Here is a 20,415-nt window from a genome sequence, read left to right as displayed (position 1 = left end):
GGTCAAGCGACGGCTACGACGTCGAGAATCCGCTGGACCACCCGGTCCTGGTCGATACCGGCGGCTTCGGCTTCAAAGGAAAGAATGATGCGGTGACGCAATACATCGAACAGCACGGCTTGAATGTCTTCGGGGCTGACGAAATCTCGTCCGGCCAGCCAGGCGTGGGCCCGGGCGCAACGGTCCAGGGCAATCGAGCCGCGCGGACTGGCGCCATAGGCGATCCATTCGGCCATCTCCGGGTCGAACTTGGCCGGCGTGCGCGTGGCCATCACCAGTTGCACCAGGTACTCCTCCACGGCGTCGGCCATGTACAGGCCGAGAATTTCCTTGCGTGCGGCAAAGATCGCCTGCTGGCTGACCCGGCGTTCGGGTTTGGTTTCGCCATGGAGGGCTTCGCCACGGGCCTGTTGCAGGATGCGGCGTTCGACGGCAGCGTCCGGGAAGCCGATTTTAACGTGCATCAGGAATCGGTCCAGCTGCGCTTCAGGCAGCGGGTAGGTGCCTTCCTGCTCGATCGGGTTTTGCGTGGCCATCACCAGGAACAACGGCGACAGGTCATAGGTGCTGCGCCCGACACTCACCTGACGCTCGCCCATGGCTTCGAGCAGCGCCGACTGGACCTTGGCCGGTGCCCGGTTGATTTCGTCCGCCAGCACCAGGTTGTGGAAGATCGGCCCTTGCTGGAACACGAAACTGCCGGTTTCCGGTCGATAGATTTCCGTGCCGGTGATGTCGGCCGGCAACAGGTCGGGGGTGAACTGGATACGGTGGAACTGGGCTTCGATGCCTTCGGCGAGTTCTTTGATGGCCTTGGTCTTGGCCAGGCCAGGGGCGCCCTCGACCAGCATGTGGCCGTCGGCGAGCAGGGCGATGAGCAAGCGCTCGATGAGTTTTTCCTGGCCGAGAATCTGCGTTGAAAGAAAGGTTCGCAGCGCGAGCAGCGCTTCACGATGTTCCATCGATGACTGTTCCTGGAAAGGGTGACCGCAGACGTTCCGCTAACGCCAGGGCTGGGGGCGTTACTTTAAAGCATCGCGGGGGGTGGCGACTAACGGCATTTTGCTTAAAGGGTGGGAATGATTGAGGGAAATGTTGGAAATTTGTAGGGCGGGGGTAGGGTGGCGAACCGTAGGGCCCCTTCGCGAGCAGGCTCGCTCCCACAAGGGATCTCCAGCGGACACAAATATTGCACCCGGCACAATTTCACTGTGGGAGCGAGCCTGCTCGCGAAGGCGTCGGCACAGACGCCGAAAATCACAGCTCGCTGATATAAGTCCCAGTCCCCTTGAGAATGTTCTGCAAGGTTTCTTCCACCTCCGCCAGATCCCCCGGATCCGTGCCGTGAATGATCTCCAGCGAATCATCCCCATTCAGCGCATCGGCATCAGCTGCCGCAATTTCGATCAGCAGACGGGTAGGGCTCAGGGTGACTTTCACCCCCTCCAGGGTCGAAGGCTCCCCATCCAGGGTTATTTCCAGCTCGTCCTCGTCCGGGTAGCGGGTCATCAGGAACATATCGCCCTGTTCGCTGTGACAGCACAGCATCGCCATGTTGTCTTCTTCGTCATCGCACGGGTTGACGATCAAGAGGGGGGTGGTCATTTGCATGGGAAATCCTGGCTCGGCGAGCGTTGTGAACACAACAAAAGGCGATTCTGCCAGCCCTCGGAAATTTCTGCTCGGCTGTGTGTCTGAACAAGTGTCGTGAACAACCCAGGCGTTGCTGGTCATTTCCGGTACGCAAGTGAGGTAAATCCAGGCATAAAGCGCCCAATTTTCCCCTCGGCTGCTAGTGTTGTTGCTGGCACATGGCGCGAGCTACGTACCGATGACCGAATATGTCGCAGCACCGCAAGCACGGGCCTTGCCGCACTGGTTAAGCTGCGCATCGAATGGATACCTGTAAAGACATTGTGCAATTGACCGCCCAGTCGTTTTTGCAGATGCCCATTCATGGAAGGTGAATGTGACCTGAGTGTCTCGTCCAGCTTCACCCACCTGTCCCCCTGTTTCCTCTGCCCGAGAATCAGGAACAGGGTGACGGATCGCCCCGAAAGGGGTTTTGCACGCGACGCTTCCATCAATAACAAGCCCAAGCGGAGTACCACAGATGGCGTTCTTCACCGCAGCCAGCAAGGCCGACTTCCAGCACCAACTGCAAGCGGCACTGGCGCAGCACATCAGTGAACAGGCACTGCCACAAGTGGCGCTGTTCGCTGAACAATTCTTCGGCATCATTTCCCTGGACGAGCTGACCCAGCGTCGGTTGTCCGACCTCGCCGGCTGCACCCTTTCTGCGTGGCGCCTGCTTGAGCGCTTCGATCACGCGCAACCGCAAGTGCGCGTCTACAACCCCGATTACGAACGCCACGGCTGGCAGTCGACCCATACCGCAGTCGAGGTGCTGCACCACGACCTGCCGTTCCTGGTCGACTCGGTGCGTACCGAACTGAACCGCCGCGGTTACAGCATCCACACCCTGCAAACCACTGTGCTGAGCGTGCGTCGCGGCAGCAAGGGCGAGTTGCTGGAAATCCTGCCCAAGGGCACCCAGGGCGAAGGGATCCTGCAAGAATCCCTGATGTACCTGGAAATCGACCGCTGCGCCAATTCGGCCGAGCTCAATGTGCTGAGCAAAGAGCTGGAACAGGTTCTGGGTGAAGTCCGCGTCGCAGTCGCCGATTTCGAGCCGATGAAAGCCAAGGTCCAGGAAATTCTCACCGGCCTGGACAACAGCCGGTTCGCTGTCGACCCTGAAGAAAAAGCCGAAATCAAAAGCTTCCTGGAATGGCTGGTGGGCAACCACTTCACCTTCCTCGGCTACGAAGAATTCGTGGTCCGCGATGAAACCGATGGCGGCCACATCGTCTACGACCAGGATTCCTTCCTCGGCCTGACCAAACTGCTGCGCACCGGCCTGACCTACGATGACCTGCGCATCGAAGACTACGCCGTGAACTACCTGCGCGAACCGACCCTGCTGTCGTTCGCCAAGGCTGCGCACCCAAGCCGCGTGCACCGTCCGGCTTACCCGGACTATGTGTCGATCCGCGAAATCGATGCCGACGGCAAGGTCATCAAGGAATGCCGTTTCATGGGCCTGTACACCTCATCGGTGTATGGCGAGAGCGTGCGGGTCATCCCGTACATCCGCCGCAAGGTCGAGGAAATCGAACGCCGCTCCGGCTTCCAGGCCAAGGCTCACCTGGGCAAGGAACTGGCGCAGGTGGTCGAAGTGCTGCCCCGCGACGATCTGTTCCAGACCCCGGTGGACGAGCTGTTCAACACCGTGATGTCGATCGTGCAGATCCAGGAACGCAACAAGATCCGCGTCTTCCTGCGCAAAGACCCGTACGGCCGTTTCTGCTACTGCCTGGCCTACGTGCCGCGTGACATCTACTCCACCGAAGTGCGGCAGAAGATCCAGCAAGTGCTGATGGATCGCCTGAAAGCCTCGGATTGCGAGTTCTGGACCTTCTTCTCCGAATCGGTGCTGGCCCGTGTGCAGTTGATCCTGCGCGTCGATCCGAAGAACCGTCTGGATATCGACCCGGTCCAGCTGGAAAAAGAAGTCGTGCAAGCCTGCCGCAGCTGGCAGGACGACTACGCAACGCTGGTCGTCGAAAGCTTCGGCGAAGCCCACGGCACCAACGTGCTGGCCGACTTCCCCAAAGGCTTCCCGGCAGGTTACCGCGAGCGTTTCGCCGCCCATTCGGCGGTAGTCGACATGCAGCACCTGCTGAGCCTGAGCGAAAAAAATCCGCTGGTGATGAGTTTCTACCAGCCACTGGCCCAGGTGTCCGGCCAGCGCATGCTGCACTGCAAGCTGTATCACGCCGATACGCCGCTGGCGCTGTCGGACGTGTTGCCGATCCTGGAAAACCTCGGCCTGCGCGTGCTGGGTGAATTCCCGTATCGCCTGCGTCACAACAACGGCCGTGAGTTCTGGATTCATGACTTCGCGTTCACCGCCGCCGAAGGCCTGGAACTCGACATCCAGCAGCTCAACGACACCCTGCAGGACGCGTTCGTCCACATCGTGCGCGGCGATGCCGAGAACGATGCGTTCAACCGCCTGGTACTGACCGCCGGCCTGCCGTGGCGTGACGTGGCGTTGCTGCGTGCTTACGCCCGCTACATGAAACAGATCCGTCTGGGCTTCGACCTGGGCTACATCGCCAGCACCCTGACCAACCACACCGACATCGCTCGCGAGTTGACCCGGTTGTTCAAGACCCGTTTCTACCTGGCGCGCAAGCTCACCAGCGACGACCTGGAAGACAAGCAGCAACGCCTGGAACACGCGATTCTGAGCGCGCTGGACGACGTCCAGGTGCTGAACGAAGACCGCATCCTGCGTCGCTACCTGGACCTGATCAAAGCCACCCTGCGCACCAACTTCTACCAGACCGATGCCCGGGGCCAGAACAAGTCGTACTTCAGCTTCAAGTTCAACCCGCATTCGATCCCCGAGTTGCCCAAGCCGGTTCCGAAGTTCGAAATCTTCGTTTACTCGCCACGGGTCGAAGGCGTGCACCTGCGTTTCGGCAACGTCGCTCGCGGCGGCCTGCGCTGGTCCGACCGTGAAGAAGACTACCGCACCGAAGTGCTGGGCCTGGTAAAAGCCCAGCAAGTGAAGAACTCGGTGATCGTGCCGGTGGGTGCCAAGGGCGGCTTCCTGCCGCGGCGCCTGCCATTGGGCGGCAGCCGTGACGAGATCGCGGCCGAGGGCATCGCCTGCTACCGCATCTTCATTTCGGGCCTGTTGGACATCACCGACAACCTCAAGGACGGCGCCCTGGTACCGCCAGCCAACGTCGTGCGTCATGACGACGATGACCCGTACCTGGTAGTGGCCGCAGACAAGGGCACTGCAACCTTCTCCGACATCGCCAACGGCATCGCCATCGACTACGGCTTCTGGCTGGGCGACGCGTTTGCGTCCGGTGGTTCGGCCGGTTACGACCACAAGAAGATGGGCATCACCGCCAAGGGCGCGTGGGTTGGCGTGCAGCGCCACTTCCGCGAGCGCGGCATCAATGTCCAGGAAGACAGCATCACCGTAGTCGGCGTCGGCGACATGGCCGGCGACGTGTTCGGTAACGGCTTGCTGATGTCCGACAAGCTGCAACTGGTCGCAGCCTTCAACCACCTGCACATCTTCATCGACCCGAACCCGGAGCCGGCCAACAGCTTCGCCGAGCGTCAGCGCCTGTTCGACCTGCCGCGCTCGGCCTGGTCGGACTACGACACCAGCATCATGTCCGAAGGTGGCGGGATCTTCTCCCGTAGCGCGAAAAGCATCGCGATTTCCCCGCAGATGAAAGAACGCTTCGACATCCAGGCCGACAAGCTGACCCCGACCGAGCTGCTCAATGCCTTGCTCAAGGCACCGGTGGACCTGTTGTGGAATGGCGGCATCGGTACCTACGTCAAGGCCAGCAGCGAAAGCCACGCCGATGTCGGCGACAAGGCCAACGATGCACTGCGCGTGAACGGCAACGAACTGCGCTGCAAAGTCGTGGGCGAGGGCGGTAACCTCGGTATGACCCAGCTGGGTCGCGTCGAGTTCGGTCTCAATGGCGGCGGTTCCAACACCGACTTCATCGACAACGCCGGTGGCGTGGACTGCTCCGACCACGAAGTGAACATCAAGATCCTGCTCAACGAAGTCGTGCACGCCGGTGACATGACCGAGAAGCAGCGCAACCAGTTGCTCGGCAGCATGACCGATGAAGTCGGCAACCTGGTGCTCGGCAACAACTACAAGCAGACCCAGGCCCTGTCCCTGGCGGCCCGTCGTGCCTACGTGCGGATTGCCGAATACAAGCGCCTGATGAACGATCTGGAAAGCCGCGGCAAGCTGGATCGCGCCATCGAGTTCCTGCCGTCTGAGGAGGCCATCAACGAGCGTATCGCCGAAGGTCACGGCTTGACCCGTGCCGAGCTGTCGGTGCTGATCTCCTACAGCAAGATCGACCTCAAGGAAGCGCTGCTCAATTCCCTGGTGCCGGACGACGACTACCTGACGCGCGACATGGAAACCGCTTTCCCGCCAAGCCTGGTGAGCAAGTTCTCCGCCGCCATGCGCCGTCATCGCCTCAAGCGTGAAATCGTCAGCACCCAGATCGCCAACGATCTGGTAAACCACATGGGCATCACTTTCGTGCAGCGACTCAAGGAGTCGACCGGCATGAGCCCGGCGAACGTAGCGGGTGCTTATGTAATAGTTCGGGATATCTTCCACCTCCCGCACTGGTTCCGGCAGATAGAGGCCCTGGATTACCAGGTCTCGGCCGACGTGCAACTGGAGCTGATGGATGAGCTGATGCGCCTGGGCCGTCGCGCCACGCGCTGGTTCCTGCGCAGCCGGCGCAACGAGCAGAACGCTGCCCGTGACGTTGCGCACTTCGGTCCGCATCTGGCGGCGCTGGGCCTGAAGCTCGACGAACTGCTGGAAGGCCCGACGCGCGAAGGCTGGCAGACCCGCTACCAGGCTTACGTCGCTGCTGGCGTGCCTGAGTTGCTGGCGCGCATGGTTGCAGGCACCACTCACCTGTACACCTTGCTGCCGATCATCGAAGCGTCCGACGTCACGGGGCAGAACGCCGCCGACGTCGCCAAGGCGTACTTCGCCGTGGGCAGCGCGCTGGACATCACCTGGTACCTGCAACAGATCAGCGCTCTGCCGGTTGAAAACAACTGGCAGGCCCTGGCCCGTGAAGCGTTCCGTGATGACGTCGACTGGCAACAACGTGCGATCACCATTTCGGTCCTGCAACAGGGCGATGGCTCACAGGACGTGGAAACACGCCTGGAGCTGTGGATGGAGCAGCACGAAGGCATGGTCGAGCGCTGGCGCGCCATGTTGGTGGAACTGCGTGCCGCCAGTGGTACGGACTACGCCATGTACGCGGTGGCCAACCGCGAACTGCTGGATCTGGCGTTGAGCGGGCAAGCGGTAGTGCCTGCCGCTGCTCCGGCCAGCAAGGTGTTGGAACCGGCGGCCTGATCAGGCGCTGAATGAAAAAGCCCCGCATTGAGAGATGCGGGGTTTTTTTTATTACTTGGAGCCAGCCAACAAGGTATCAGTCGTTCTTCGTCCACTCCGTATATGCCTTATTATTCGCGAAGCCTGCGGAGATCGAGACTACCGAGTCTGCCGTCGCGGTGTTCGCAAAGGAGCGTGTTGGCTCCAAATAGCGAGTCAAGGGCTCGGAGCTGGTTGGGTAGGGGGCGTCTCGTTCAATAATGTCAAGACTGAACCGCACGGTGTCTCCGGGTTGATCGGCATAGGTATAATGGGATTTGTCACGCGTCAGTTGTCTGTTTATGAGGCCTGCATTACGGGCCTTCAGAAAAACGGTGGCCTGATCGGTTTCGAGATCATCAAGGGTGATGATGTTGTGACTGGAGTCCAGCATGTTGAAAGAAGTTGTAGCTCCGCCGGCTGGCGGAAAGGCCCCAAGAATACCACTGCTGTTTTTGCTGAAAAAACATCCGAAATAATATTCACTGCGAATCTGTATGTTGTAATAATCTTCGTAACATCTGAAATACACAAACATTTCCTTGATACGCTGACGAGTTCGACCGTCCCATGTGGATCTCAGCGTACTCATTGCTCCACTAATTTGGCTATATGAATGCCATGTCGTAAGAAAGCGGCCCTCGGGGCCTGCGGTCGCCGTAGACGAGAAGCTGAATCCATCCTGCTCAACTTGTGCCGTTGGATTGTTTAGAAGCTCATCGACAGTGACCATCGCGACATGATCGACGCTGATGCGCGCAATAAAAGATCTTCCTTGTTCAGTGCTCATATATAGTCCTTTGATTGAGACTTGCGTCTTGCAAGTTTTAAAAAGATAATAGATTCGGTCTGCAATTTACAATGGAAACAGTTGCTTGGTATTGCCGCCAAGTTTGTATCGAACTGCGAACTGCGAACTGCTGGCTCTGGAGAAAAAGCCCCGCATTGAGAAGCGAGGCTTTTTGTTTGAGGTTTTGCGGTACTTGGGTGGGCCTCATCGCTGTGAACCAGCTCCTACAGGGTGCATGTCGTTCGCAGATTATGTGATCGACGCAAACCCTGTAGCGAAGGGCCGTTCGCCTCAATACAGCTTCCGGCCCCTGTCATGATCGACCAGCGACACTTTATCGGCCGGCCGGGTCAATAAATTACTGAGCGACTGGTCAAACTTCTGCAGCGCCCGGACTTGTACATTCTGCTGTTCATTGATGTCCGCAACAATCTCTTCACTGCGTTTATAGTCCGCCCATATCGGACTCAGCGCTTTAGCGTCATACCCTTGGGCCGTGCCGATGTAGTTGAAATTAGAATCATAGAACATCGCACGGACATCCGCCTCGATGTCGGAACTGCGCGACGTTATCAACTGACTGCGTGCATCGACAACGGCGACTACATCCGGTTTCGCCGCCCTGAGGCTTTGCATGTCCGGATACACCGTCACCGAGCCGAACTGACGTTGCAAGGACGCCTTGACCCAGTCCACCGCCAAGTCGGGTTCTGAGGTGGCGACATAGGCATCATGAATCGATTGCACCAGCAAGCTCTGGCCAAAGCCGGTGCCCGCGTGGGCCTGGTAGTCCTGCAGGTAGGCACGGTTAGCCTGAGTGTTTCGGCTGTAGACGACGCCAAGGGATACGTTGCTGCCATTGGCGACATGGGTGGCGCTGCTGCGCCCGACCGGCTCCGTAAAGAGGCCGTCAAGGGACAAATCGCCGGTGGGTGCCGTGGGTATTGAACAACCGGTCAGGACAGCCGTGATCGTCAAGGTACAGACAAGCGCAAGTTTCATGGTGTGTCTCCAGTGAAACAACGTAAGTTGGGCGTGTTGGAGGCCGGAGCGCGGCGGCGGAGTTTCCAGACTAAACCTGTCCCAGTTGAAATAAATAGCCAATAGCTGCGCTTGTCGGGTGACCAATAGTTTAGTTTGGTTTAAAAGAGGGGGGTTAATTGCTGCAGGAAATAAACAGGTGCGAAATTGCCAGTCGCGCCTGTTTATTTATAGTTGCCGTAACAGCTATCAGTTTTTCAAGGGGATCAATACTTTTTCGTCCGGCGACAACACCATGAACACCAACAACTTGGCTGACTCGGTTGCGCTGGCATTCTTCGACACCAGATGTTCCGATCCGGCCGCTTCATACCAATACTCGCCGGCCTTGTAAGTGACGGCTTTTTCACCCTTCACTTGAGAGGTGATCGATCCTGACAAAACGTAGGCCATGGCGGTGCCCTCGTGCTTGTGGGCGATGGACGCCTGGCCGGGCTTATAGTCGACCTCGATCATCATCGCCTTTTTGCCTGGTACGTTTTTCAGCATCTGGTCCTGCAGCACCGTCACTTTTTCCGACGGGTCTGTGGATTCATGAGCGAAGGCCGAGGCTGATACGGTCAGTGCCAGGGCGGCGAGAGAGGCTGCACAGAAACGCAAAGCTTTCATGGTTTTTCACCTGTGATCGTGAGTTGTCAGGGACCACAGTAGTTCGCCAGCCGGGGCAATCAAACAGCCAATTTTCGCAAAGGCGAGGGGACCAATCAGGCGCGTTGAACAGCAAAAGATCGCAGCCCCCGGCCCCTCCTGCAGGGGTACCCGTTGCCCTGTAGCAGTGGCCGGAGACTGCGATCTAACTTTAAACGATTGGGTAACTATTGAAGTCGACAGCGTTGGCCAGTCGGCTGTCGATCAGCCCGATAAAGCCTTGTACTTGCGGGGTGTAAAAATGCATCCGCATGGCGGCTTCCGATTGCCAGCGGGCGCTGACCGTCCAGCGGGTGTCGTCCTCGGGGCAGCGGTCGACCATATAGGAGTCGCAGCCGGGTAGTTCGCGCAGGGTTTCGACAATCTTTTGCAGTTGCCTGCCGAGTTCTTCCGAGCGGCCGGCTGCGGCCTGCACCTTCACGGTATTGATCACTTCGTTGGGCATTGCTCATACTCCTGAATCAGGCCGGACGAATCCTGCTCACTGAAAGATCATGCCCATTCAGGATAGGCCTGCCCCCTCGGACCACCAATAGCCAATAGCCGGATAAAAACCCAGACCAATCCGTCAGGCGACCTGCTGCAAAATGTCCCGAAAACGGTCCAGGGCGATGTCGATGTCCAGGGTTTCGATGGCGCCGAAACCCAGGAAAAACCCGGCCCGTGGCGCTTGCTGGTAGAAAAAGCTGTCGATGGCGTAAAGGCCGACTTCTACCTTTTTGGCCAGTTCGATCACTAATGGGATATCGATAGGCACTTTGCACATGACCACCATGTGGAAGCCGGCCGTGGTCGGTACGGCTTCAAGCCACGGCGCGAGGTCGCCGGCCATGCGCGCGAGGATTCGTTCGCGGCGTCCGGCATAGATCGTATGACAGCGCCGAATGTGCTTGAGCAGGCAGCCTTCGGCGATGAACTTGGCCAGTGCCCATTGGGGCAGGGTGGAGGTGTGCAGATCGGTGAGTTGCTTGGCGCGAATCACCGCTTCAAGGATGGCCGGCGGCAGAATCGCATAACCCAATCGCAACTCCGGCAACAGGGTTTTGGAAAAGGTCCCGACATAAGCGACGATCCCGCGCTCGTCCATGCTTTGCAAGGAGTCGGTGGGACGGCCTTCGTAGCGGAATTCGCTGTCGTAATCGTCTTCGATGATGATCGCGCCCAGGGCGTAGGCCCTTTCCAGCAGTGCCACCCGACGTTCCTGGCTCATGGGCATGCCCAGGGGGAACTGGTGGGAGGGGGTGACGTAAATCAGCCGGGTGCCATCGGGAATCTTGTCGACCTGCAGACCTTCGGCATCCACCGGCACCCCGATCACGCGGGCCCCGTGGGTGCCGAACAGCAAACGCGCCGGCGGGTAACCGGGGTCTTCCATGGCCACCAGGCTGCCAGGGCTCGTCAGTACCCGGGCAATCAAGTCCAGCGCCTGTTGCGCGCCGTTGCATACCACCACGTCTTCATCCTGGCAGTTGACGCCGCGAGAAAACGCGATATGCCGCGCAATCGCATTGCGCAACGCCGGGAGGCCCTCGGGCAAGCTGTACAAACCTTTGGAACCGGCAATCTGGCGCAAGGCATGGGAGGTACAGCGCCGCCAGTCGTCCTGGGGAAACTGGCCCTTGCTGGTCGCGCCGCCGATGAAGTCGTAGCGCAACGAGCCTTCCAGGGTTGGATGGCGCAAAAACACTGGCAGGCTGCGCCAGGTCTCGATGACATCGAAGCTGGCCAGTTCCGAATGGCTCTGTTTATGACTGATTTTCGCCGCCCGGGCATTGACGTAGGTGCCTTTGCCGATCACCCCGGTCAGAAAATTGTCGTAGGTCAGCTGGGCGTAGGTGTCGGAAATGGTCTTGCGCGAAATGCCCAGCTGCTGCGCCAGCAACCTGCTGGGCGGAAGCTGCGTCCCGGCTGCCAGGCGGCCGGATTCGATGGCACTGCGCAGTTGCTGGTACAACTGGCCTGCCAGGTCCTTGCGGCCGTTGATGACAACATGAAGTTCCATACCGGCGAGGCTCCTGCAGCGGTTGAGGCGCGTGTGCGTCGCGCCAGATTACCCGCATGAGCGGCTACGCAGAAGTTGCGTGGGCGAAAATCCGCGGATTGGTCTGCCGCCTGAGTGGCGCAACGGTTTTTCGCCGAATTGGATCTGTAATGCCCGCGCATCAGCGTCTACCTTGGGTGTACACGTCCGATCAATCAGGTTATCCCATGAACCCCCGCCTGGATTACTACAGCGCCTCGCCCAAGGCGATGAAAGCGATGATTGCCATGGAGGCCTTGACCAGCAACCTCAGCATCGAGCCGGCATTGCTGCACCTGATCAAGATCCGCGCCTCGCAGCTCAATGGCTGCGCCTTCTGCACCGACATGCACTCGGTGGATGCCCGGCGCCTGGGCGAGACCGATCGCCGGTTGTACTCGATCGTGGTCTGGCGCGACAGCGGCTTCTTCAACCCTCGGGAGCGCGCGGCGCTGGCGTGGACCGAAGCGGTGACTTTGCTCTCCGCAAGCCATGTGCCCGACGATGTCTACGTCCAGGCCCGGGAGCAGTTCAGTGAAAGCGAAATGGTTGACCTGACGATTGCTGTCACCACTATCAACAGCTGGAATCGCCTGGCGGTGAGCTTTCGCCAAACCCCCAGCGAGTGAGACTCATGGCGCGCCTGCGTCGTTCGTCCAACGCCGATCGAGTCAATCTGCGGATTCGCCGCCTGCCCTTGCAGTTCGGTGGTGGCGTGCAGGGACTCGCCACCCCTCCCGCCGGTACCGCTCACGCTTTTAGTCGTACGCCGCGAGCACGCATCTGCCATGCTCAAAGTCCGCAACACTGCTTCAACCAAAGGACACCGCAATGGACGACGTACAGCAACTGGGTGAGATGCTTCGCCACTACGCAGAAAGCGAAGCGCACAAGAAACAACTGTTTGAGTCGCAATCGGCCGTGTGGGCGACACGCATTGGTGAGCTGTTCGATCAGATTCAGCAATGGCTGGAGCCGATCAAGGCGCCGAACCTGCTGGAAGTGAGCCGCGAGGCCTATGTTGCATCGGGGCCGAGCGTGCCGATCGAGGTCTCGACCTTCAAGACCGAAAAGCTGAGCATCGTGATTGCCGGCAAACCGGTGGAGTTCGTACCGGATGTAATGGGCACCGGTGGCCAGCTATCCCTGGCGGTAATGGGCTTGACCGCCGCGCGATACGGCAGCATTTCACTGGTATGCCTGCCGCCGTCGAGCAATTGGCAGTGGCGCAAGACCAATGGCCTCAAAGACCCGGATACCTTCGCATTCGATGCAAACTTCCTGGCGCAGCAGTTGCAGGGCCTGATCCCGCGCGATCGCGCCTGAGTCTCTGACTCGACACCCTATCCCTGTGGGAGCGAGCCTGCTCGCGAAAGCCGTGCTTCACTCGACATGTAGTCGACTGATACTCCGTCTTCGCGAGCAGCCTCTATCCTCCAGACGCTTCATGATCGGCCATCTCCCGGTCCGACTTGCGCACTGCTTAAACAGATCCGGCACTGAACGCCTTGGTGCATTTATCGACCATTGCCGCGGTCGAATTTCTTCTTGACTGTCATATTTGACAGTTACGCGGGAAAGATTTTCGGTATTTACTCGTTCATGGCGCCGTGCACGCTTTGCGCAAGTTGCTGGCGCACTGACGGAGGAGACTGGGCGCCGACTATCAGCGGCCACGCTCTACTTGCTAGTGAACAGTCCGATCAAGGTGTAACAGATGAAACCATTCAAGTATCCCGCCCCGAGAACCCCGCAGGATGACGCTTCGTCGATGCCAAGTATCGAGGGCAAAAGAATATTGATGGGCTTTTGGCATAACTGGCCGCCGGAAAGGGGTGCCGGTTATAAGTTCGGAACAGCTGGTGTGCTGGCGTTGCAAGACGTTCCCGAGCAATACAACGTCGTGGCCGTGGCCTTCATGAAAGGGCGTGGTATTCCCACCTTTGTGCCGGCTGAATATACGGCGGATGAATTTCGGCGACAAGTCGGCGTCCTGAACAAGCGAGGGTGCGCGGTATTATTATCCTTGGGGGGCGCTGACGGTGAAGTGGAACTGGAGTCAGGGAGCGAGGACCCACTGGCCAATGAAATTATCCGTTTATGCGAGCTGTACGGTTTCGATGGGTTGGACATCGATCTGGAGCAGGACGCGATTGATAAAGCCAGCAACCAGATCGTTATACCCGCCGCGCTGATACGGGTACGCAAACACTATGAGGCACTGGGCAAGCATTTCATTATCAGCATGGCACCGGAGTTTCCGTACCTGCGCACTGCCGGCAAGTACTTGCCGTACTTGACTGCGCTGGACGGCTACTACGACTTCATCGCGCCCCAATTCTATAACCAGGGCGGCGACGGCGTCGGCGGTCCGGACGGCTGGCTCGGGCAAAACGACGATGCTCGTAAAGAGGATTTCCTGTACTACCTGACACTGGCGCTCGTCACCGGAGAGAACGACTACACGTACATTCCCGCAAATAAATTTGCCATTGGACTGCCGACCAACAATGACGCGGCTGCCACCGGGTGGGTCATTGATCCACAGGCGGTCTATAACGCTTTCGCTCGCCTGGAAGCTGCCGGTCATTCCATCAAGGGGCTCATGACCTGGTCGGTCCATTGGGACTGCGGAATGGACAAGAACGGCGTTCATTACAACTGGGGTTTCAAAGAGTCTTACCGGTCATTGATCCATGGAGGCGGTGATGACGGGCGGCCATGGGCGCCGCGAAATCTCCATTCGATCCAGGAAACCGAGACAATGGTCGTGCTGATGTGGGAGCAACCGGCCAACAACTCCGGCGATTTGCATTACGACCTTTATCGAAACGGTTCACCGATCGTGGAAGGGACGCGACTGCTCTCCCATTTCGATACCGAATTGACCGCCAGTACCCGGTATCAGTATTGGGTCGTGGCCATTGATCGGGAAGGCAGGCGATCCCCTGCGAGTGCAACCTTGTCGGTCTGGACCAAAGGCGAAGTTGGGGAACCGGAATATCCGCAATGGAGCAGCAAAAGTCAGCTCTACAAGGTCGGAAACGGTGTGACCTACAGGGAGAAAAAATACACCTGTATCAATGAGCATGTTTCGAATGAGGGGTGGTCTCCCGAAGCCGCGTTTACGTTATGGGCTCCGGCGCCACAATCAGCATCAGTGCGGCGCTCACGGTCGGCGCTGAGTCACTAAGATACTCAATCAAACGAGCAGGAGTGACTTCCCGCTCGTTTCTGTCGAAACGAAAACAGACTCAGAAAAACTCATTTATCCGCATCAGACAAGCAAGCTGATTGCATCCCTGGAGTGGGACGCGCGCGGTACAGTCAGTTGATGCGAACCAGGGATGCCCGCTCATTGGGTGAAAGCTGATCGATCTCGAGCAGAGTCAGGTCTTTGGGGGCTTCTGCGACCAACGGACTGCCGAGATTGCCTGCGGCGCCAGCAGGAAGTTTGTACATTGCGCCAGTCATCGGATCGACGACCAGCATGCCAATCAGGCCACCAAACAAAAGGTTGCCCCAATACCAGCCGCTCATGCTGGTTTCCAGTTTTGCGCTGGTATCGGCGTAGCCGTCTTTCTTGAAGACAATGGTGTAGGCCTCGCCTTTGAAATAGCCACGGCCTGAAGGCAGCGTCACGGTATTGGGCGTGGAACCATTATGAACGATGACGCCGTCCTTGTTCTGGACGGTGAAGCTGGCCCCGCTTGGTGTACTCGATACGTTCACCGGATACTTGCTATCGCCGACGATGCTGGCACAGCCCGAAGTCAGAAGTGTGGCGGTCAGGGCTGTAAGGGTGAACATCTTGCGGAGGGCTTTCATTGTTGTTCCTTGAGACGGGGAATACCGTCAATAACCGAGGCATGCTTCATGCAGCCTGGAGCGATCACCTGGGGGTGGTGCTTGCGCGACGCGAACTCTACAGCGATAGCCTAGTGACATCACTGTAAATCGTATCAATGTGATCATTTGCCTGCGAGGATGCGGCGATTAAGCACCAGGTGCAGTGATCAGGGCCTGAAAACAGCTGTGATTTGAAAGCCGGGGATGATGAAAGTTTTTTTTCAAAGCAAAAGACGTTGAATTAGCTATACCTGTAACACCCTTGTTCGTCCCGTTGTCGACCTGCTTACAGGAGTTACAGCATGAAGCTTGCGTTAATGATGAGCACTCTGTGCATCGCCTCGATCGGAATGGTGGGCTGCTCAAGTAAAGTCGTGGAGCCTGATCAGTATTCTGGATTTCTCAAAGATTACAGCCAGCTCAAGGAAGCCGAGTCACCCTCGGGTGCCACGGTGATGCGCTGGGTCGATCCCAAGCTCGATATCAACAAATACAGCAGCGTTTACATCGAACCGACCCAGCTCTATCCCAAACCGCAACCGACCGCGAAGATCCCGCAGTCCACCCTCAGCGGCATCACCAGTTATTACGATCAGGCGCTCAAGCGTGAAATCGGCAGATCCTTGCCTCTGGCGGCAGGTCCGGGGCCCGGTGTGCTCGTGATGCGTGCGGCGATTACGGCCGTCAGCAGCAAGACCAAAGGCCTGCAGCCTTATGAAGTGATTCCGATTGCCCTGGTGGCGGCGGCGGTGAGCACGGCAAGCGGTATTCGCGACCAGGAAACCGACCTGGCCACGGAAGCGGTTTTTCTCGATGGCGGCAACAATAAAGTCCTGGCCCAGGTGGTGCGCAAAGGCACCGGCAAACCGCTGGAAAACGAGTCGCAGGTGATGAAGGCCGATGATGTAAAAGGGGTGATCGATGGCTGGGCTTCGGATTTGCATCAGTCGTATCTGAAGCTCAAGTCCAAGTAGGCTTCAAATGATGTGCCGGGTCTGAGGGCCGATTCGCGAGCAGGCTCGCTCCCACAGTGGATCTGTGTACACCGCAGATCAACTGTGGGAGTGAGCCTGCTCGCGAATCGGCTGATCCAGGCCCTGGGCACCGACGCCACAACTGACGAACAGGGTCATCAGGCTGAAGCCCGCTGCGCGAATCAAAAGGTTCATATCAACGTCCTTATTGGCCAAAGGTGGCATTGAGACCCGCGAGCAGCGTGAATTGCGGGCCAGCGCCCTTGCGCTCCACGGTCCACTGCGGTTCGACGAACACGTTAAGAATATTGCTGGCGGACGTCCACACCTTGCCGGCACCGAACCCGACCGGGATGTAATGGGTATCGTGCTTCAGGTCGAACATCCAGGTAGCGGTGGACCGCAGGTACCAGCCTTGGTCCAGGTTGTGAATGATGAAGGGTTGCAAGGTGGCCGATTCAACATGCTCGCGATCGCTGTCGCCGGCAAACGAATGCTGGTATTGCACCATTGCACCTAGCAACCCCCGGGGCGACGAATCGATCGCGATGGCGGCCAGGCCAGCCTGCCATTTACCTGTACCAAGTTCGTCCTGGTCGGCGATGGGTGCGGTGATCTGCGGGCCGATGCCCAACTGCACACCATCGCTCTTGAGCAGGAAAATATCGACCAGGTTCAGATCACCTTCACCCGTGCTGTAGCCGCCATTGGGATCCGGATGAGTGCTGATCGGTGCCGTGGCGCGCAGCAACTGAGGGACGCCGATGAGATCGTTGGGCGCAATCGGCAACGTGCCGCGTACCAGTAGGTCATTGCTATGGATATTGGAGTCGTAGTACCTCGGGGTGTAGTAGTCCTCCAGGTTCATCCCCTGCGCGAGATTCAGCGGGTTGTTGCTTTTATTGGCGGTGTCGGCGTTGTCGGCGTATGCACAAAAGGCAGACGCCAGCGAAGTCGCCAACAGCAGGGCGCTCGCGCCTGGATGTTTCGACATGATTCGCCCTCCTTGGTGGCTCAGATGACGACCCGGCACTTGGCGGTCTTGGACGCGTAATCTTTTTCCAATCAACCCTGTAGGACGCGTCTGTAAAACTTAGCAGCTAAACAGCTGGAGCGACACCGCTGGTAACGCATCGATCCTCTAAATAAATTCCCCCATATATATATGTACCGCACAAGACCATTACGCCATCGACATGCTGCGCCCTACAGACAAGGAGAGACTGTATGGCACGACAAACACTCAACGATGGGTCGACAGGAGATGTAGTCATCAGATCCGGCCCGCCGGCTTCGGGGGGCGGTGGCGGTTCAGGGGGCGGCGGTTCTGGAGGTAACCGCGTAGGCGCGTCCGGGGCGTTCAGCGGCCCCAGTCAGAGCACAAAAGAAGCGAGGAGGCGGGTCAAACAAGAGTACTTGCAGGCTCAGGAACAACAGCGAGTTCAGGAGGCCGCCGCCGCGGCACAAGCGCAGGAGCAGGTCCGAGTGCAGGCGCGACAGCAAGTACTCGAGTCGTGGATGCAGCGTCATCATAACGTCAGGACCGGTGTCGACCAAAACTTCGCTGCCAAAGCCTCGCAACTGGCGTCATCGCTTCAAGACGAAATTTCGGCGGCTAGACGCGCGCCTAACAGCGATTCGGCCGAACGCTGGCAGCTGTATCTCATCACCAAAGAGAAAAACGAAATTGACGGGCTGATCGCCCGCAAAACTTCAGAACTCGACGCAAAGAACTCGATGGCCCATGGGTTCGATGGTCACAATGCGCTCGATCGTTCAGCCAGTGATTACCTGTCGCGTCTGGACCAGTTCGGCGAGGCACTCGGCGAGGGTCATCAGAGTTGGGAAAACGCCTACAACGCCGCCCATGAGGCGCGTTTGTTGTTGGCACAAATCAATGCGCTCTCCGAAAAATCCATTGCCTTGTCCAGGCACCATGCCGAACAGACCATCGCCTGGCGAGAAAGAGAAGCCGTCTGGGAGCGTCATCGGCAGGTCAAGGAACAACGGGATGCGCGCATTCGCTTCAAGCAACAGGCCGATGCAGATGCGCGCATAGAGCGGGTCAGGCAGGCCAACACGCTGACCGTACCTGCCACTGCGCTTGCCCAGGGCGGGATGATCCTGCCCCAGGAAGCGGTACAGGTTGCACAAGAGGTTGCCGCCGCGCTGGAGAAAGCCGTTCAGGCGGCCGCCGATACGCTAATCGACGGGCTTCGCATTGCAGCAAGGACAGGTCCGGTTTTCGTCACGGCGATGGTGTACTCACCCGCCCTGGGCAACGGCGAGTTGACTGCGGAACAACGCAGGCGCTTGTTCCACGCTGTTGGCGTGCCTGCTCAAGCATTGGGGCTTTACGATCGTCAAGAGCTGCAAGCGATCGCTGACGCAGGCGGCCAGGTAGAGGTGGAGTTCCGGCTCAAATCCGTTGCCATACCGGAAGGTATTGCGATCATCGCCGTCAGTACCGGGGGTGACATTGATTCCCGGGTTCCAGTCGTCAATGCAGTACTCGATCCACTCTCCGGTCTGTACACCGCCGCAATCCCAGGGGCGCCGCCCCGTCAGTTGGTGATCGCGCCTGATGCCATGCCACAGTCAGCCTTGACGACCCCCTCTCGGTTGGCTGTCACACCGTCCGAGGTTCTGGACATCCCGTCAGGTGTCGATTTACGCATCCAGGACTGCATCGTTTGCGTGCCCGGTCTGCCGCCGACCTATCTGTCCTTCAGTTTGCCGCCGATGGGGGCGGGCGTCGTCACCGGAACCGGACAACCGGCAACTACTGACTGGTGGCGTTCGGCCTCCCCAACGCAGGGGGCAGCCATTCCCGCTCAGATCGGCGATCAGTTTCGAGGTCGGGAATTCAAGTCGTTCGAAGCCTTCGATAAAGCTGTGTGGCAAACGCTCGGAGAGCATCACCTGCTTGCCTCTGCATTCGATGAGGTGAACAAAAAACGCATCGAACAAGGCTTCGCACCCTACGCACCGAAAAGCACGTGGGTCGGTGAAAACCGTGAGTTCGAATTGCGGTATCAGGAACGGGCGGAGTTCTGGTCTGATCCTTTCAACCTCGACAACATCAGCATCAAGACGCCGAATAATGCTGAGGGCTGGCTCGGGATCGCACCTGCAGTGGTTCCTTGGCCAATCCCACCCGCCAGTAGCTGGAAACCTTTGGTGCCGCCGGGCAGCGAAGATCTTGGCTCGACGACATTGCCCATCGCGCCGACCGTACCGGTGGTTAATCCCGGCAACCCGGCCATCCCGGTCCTACCGGAAAACGAGACGTTTCCGGCTGTTGACGAAGGGGGGATTGGTGCGAAAATTCCCGGGTTTCCGGGGGATATGGAGCTGCCTTCACCGGATGTTTTGTTTCGTGATCGGCGGGACGATCCGGGTATAGCAATCGGAGTGGGGCAGACGGTTTCAGGGGTATGGTTAGGGGATGCTGCGCGGAAGGAGGGCGCTCCTATACCTTCTCAAATTGCTGATCAGTTAAGCGGGAAGGAGTTTGCCAATTTCCATCGATTCAGAGAGGCTGTTTGGAAGGCTGTGGCGGCGGATTCGAGACTGAGTCAGCAGTTCAGTGACCACAACCTACGCAGAATGCGCGAGGGCCTGGCTCCGTACCCTCGGCTCGCCGACCAAAGCGGCGGGCGTAAAACGTTCGAACTTCATCATGATGTGGAAGTGGCAATGGGCGGCGACGTTTATGGAATCGAAAATATTTCGGTTATGACTCCACGGCGTCATATACAGCTACATAAGGAAAGAAAAAATCATGATCTTTAAAGAGAAATTAGAAGACTACACCGAAGCTGAGTTTTTGTCGTTTCTGCGAAAATTTCGCGATTATCCCGATGGATTGCACGGCAGAGCGCTGGAGGTATATTTAGACCGACTTCTTACGCACTTTGAACTCGTCACAGAGCACCCCGACCGTTCAGACGTCATCTTCTATCCTAAGGAAGGCCAGGAAGACAGTCCGGAAGGAATCTTGAAAGAAGTCAAAGAATGGCGCGCAGCCAATAACAAATCTGGTTTCAAGCCGGAGTAG

General features: G+C 58.3%; 16 protein-coding genes. 7 read left to right on the top strand and 9 right to left on the bottom strand.

What is annotated here, in order from left to right; all coding sequences use genetic code 11:
• Positions 1 to 2: 2 nt before the first annotated feature.
• On the bottom strand, positions 3 to 962 hold the full coding sequence (locus tag J2W17_RS05955; RefSeq protein ID WP_007901181.1) for an AAA family ATPase: 960 nt from the start codon (positions 960 to 962) through the stop codon (positions 3 to 5).
• 295 nt (positions 963 to 1,257) lie between these two features.
• Entirely contained in the window at positions 1,258 to 1,611 is a 354-nt protein-coding gene (locus tag J2W17_RS05950) for a hypothetical protein (RefSeq protein WP_307330661.1), read from the bottom strand.
• A gap of 502 nt (positions 1,612 to 2,113) precedes the next feature.
• Between J2W17_RS05950 and J2W17_RS05945 the strand changes: the two genes are divergently transcribed.
• The gene (locus tag J2W17_RS05945) at positions 2,114 to 7,015 is read left to right on the top strand and encodes an NAD-glutamate dehydrogenase (protein ID WP_307330658.1); all 4,902 of its coding nucleotides are present in this window, start codon (positions 2,114 to 2,116) and stop codon (positions 7,013 to 7,015) included.
• Between the two features lie 76 nt (positions 7,016 to 7,091).
• On the opposite strand, the gene J2W17_RS05940 is transcribed toward J2W17_RS05945, so the two are convergent.
• The 5 genes from J2W17_RS05940 to pdxR form a co-directional block, all read right to left on the bottom strand.
• Positions 7,092 to 7,823 (bottom strand): hypothetical protein, encoded by a 732-nt coding sequence (locus J2W17_RS05940; RefSeq protein ID WP_307330656.1) that lies wholly within the window; start codon positions 7,821 to 7,823, stop codon positions 7,092 to 7,094.
• A 291-nt stretch (positions 7,824 to 8,114) separates the two neighbouring features.
• Positions 8,115 to 8,825, bottom strand: coding sequence for an ATPase (locus tag J2W17_RS05935; protein WP_307330654.1), 711 nt, complete (start codon positions 8,823 to 8,825; stop codon positions 8,115 to 8,117).
• Between the two features lie 228 nt (positions 8,826 to 9,053).
• Positions 9,054 to 9,473 carry a cupin domain-containing protein gene (locus J2W17_RS05930; protein WP_307330651.1) on the bottom strand — a complete coding sequence of 140 codons (420 nt, stop codon included), beginning with the start codon at positions 9,471 to 9,473 and terminating at the stop codon, positions 9,054 to 9,056.
• 190 nt (positions 9,474 to 9,663) lie between these two features.
• Positions 9,664 to 9,957 (bottom strand): antibiotic biosynthesis monooxygenase family protein, encoded by a 294-nt coding sequence (locus J2W17_RS05925; RefSeq protein ID WP_307330647.1) that lies wholly within the window; start codon positions 9,955 to 9,957, stop codon positions 9,664 to 9,666.
• A 123-nt stretch (positions 9,958 to 10,080) separates the two neighbouring features.
• Complete coding sequence (gene pdxR, locus J2W17_RS05920; protein ID WP_307330644.1) at positions 10,081 to 11,514, bottom strand: MocR-like pyridoxine biosynthesis transcription factor PdxR; 1,434 nt, start codon at positions 11,512 to 11,514, stop codon at positions 10,081 to 10,083.
• 206 nt (positions 11,515 to 11,720) lie between these two features.
• On the opposite strand from pdxR, the gene J2W17_RS05915 reads away from it, so the two are divergent.
• From J2W17_RS05915 to J2W17_RS05905, 3 genes are all read left to right on the top strand, one after another.
• Positions 11,721 to 12,161 carry a carboxymuconolactone decarboxylase family protein gene (locus tag J2W17_RS05915; protein WP_307330641.1) on the top strand — a complete coding sequence of 147 codons (441 nt, stop codon included), beginning with the start codon at positions 11,721 to 11,723 and terminating at the stop codon, positions 12,159 to 12,161.
• 202 nt (positions 12,162 to 12,363) lie between these two features.
• Entirely contained in the window at positions 12,364 to 12,858 is a 495-nt protein-coding gene (locus J2W17_RS05910; RefSeq protein WP_307330636.1) for a hypothetical protein, read from the top strand.
• 391 nt (positions 12,859 to 13,249) lie between these two features.
• Positions 13,250 to 14,725, top strand: a complete 1,476-nt coding sequence (locus tag J2W17_RS05905) for a glycosyl hydrolase family 18 protein (RefSeq protein WP_307330633.1) — start codon at positions 13,250 to 13,252, stop codon at positions 14,723 to 14,725.
• A gap of 134 nt (positions 14,726 to 14,859) precedes the next feature.
• On the opposite strand, the gene J2W17_RS05900 is transcribed toward J2W17_RS05905, so the two are convergent.
• Positions 14,860 to 15,360, bottom strand: coding sequence for a hypothetical protein (locus tag J2W17_RS05900; RefSeq protein WP_307330630.1), 501 nt, complete (start codon positions 15,358 to 15,360; stop codon positions 14,860 to 14,862).
• A 323-nt stretch (positions 15,361 to 15,683) separates the two neighbouring features.
• On the opposite strand from J2W17_RS05900, the gene J2W17_RS05895 reads away from it, so the two are divergent.
• Positions 15,684 to 16,355, top strand: coding sequence for a DUF3313 domain-containing protein (locus J2W17_RS05895; protein ID WP_307330628.1), 672 nt, complete (start codon positions 15,684 to 15,686; stop codon positions 16,353 to 16,355).
• 205 nt (positions 16,356 to 16,560) lie between these two features.
• Here J2W17_RS05895 and J2W17_RS05890 read toward each other — a convergent pair whose 3' ends face one another.
• Complete coding sequence (locus tag J2W17_RS05890; protein WP_307330625.1) at positions 16,561 to 17,349, bottom strand: hypothetical protein; 789 nt, start codon at positions 17,347 to 17,349, stop codon at positions 16,561 to 16,563.
• A 233-nt stretch (positions 17,350 to 17,582) separates the two neighbouring features.
• Here J2W17_RS05890 and J2W17_RS05885 point away from each other — a divergent pair, with 233 nt between their 5' ends.
• Both J2W17_RS05885 and J2W17_RS05880 read left to right on the top strand, forming a co-directional pair.
• Positions 17,583 to 20,150, top strand: coding sequence for an S-type pyocin domain-containing protein (locus tag J2W17_RS05885; RefSeq protein WP_307330624.1), 2,568 nt, complete (start codon positions 17,583 to 17,585; stop codon positions 20,148 to 20,150).
• Positions 20,140 to 20,415, top strand: a complete 276-nt coding sequence (locus tag J2W17_RS05880; RefSeq protein ID WP_307330622.1) for a bacteriocin immunity protein — start codon at positions 20,140 to 20,142, stop codon at positions 20,413 to 20,415. The genes J2W17_RS05885 and J2W17_RS05880 overlap by 11 nt, the downstream gene beginning before the upstream one ends.

It is taken from the genome of Pseudomonas lini (assembly GCF_030812475.1).
GTDB classification, from domain to species: Bacteria; Pseudomonadota; Gammaproteobacteria; order Pseudomonadales; family Pseudomonadaceae; genus Aquipseudomonas; species Aquipseudomonas lini_A.
Note: the sequence above shows the minus strand (reverse complement) of the source record. Positions and strands in the feature narration are given on the sequence as shown.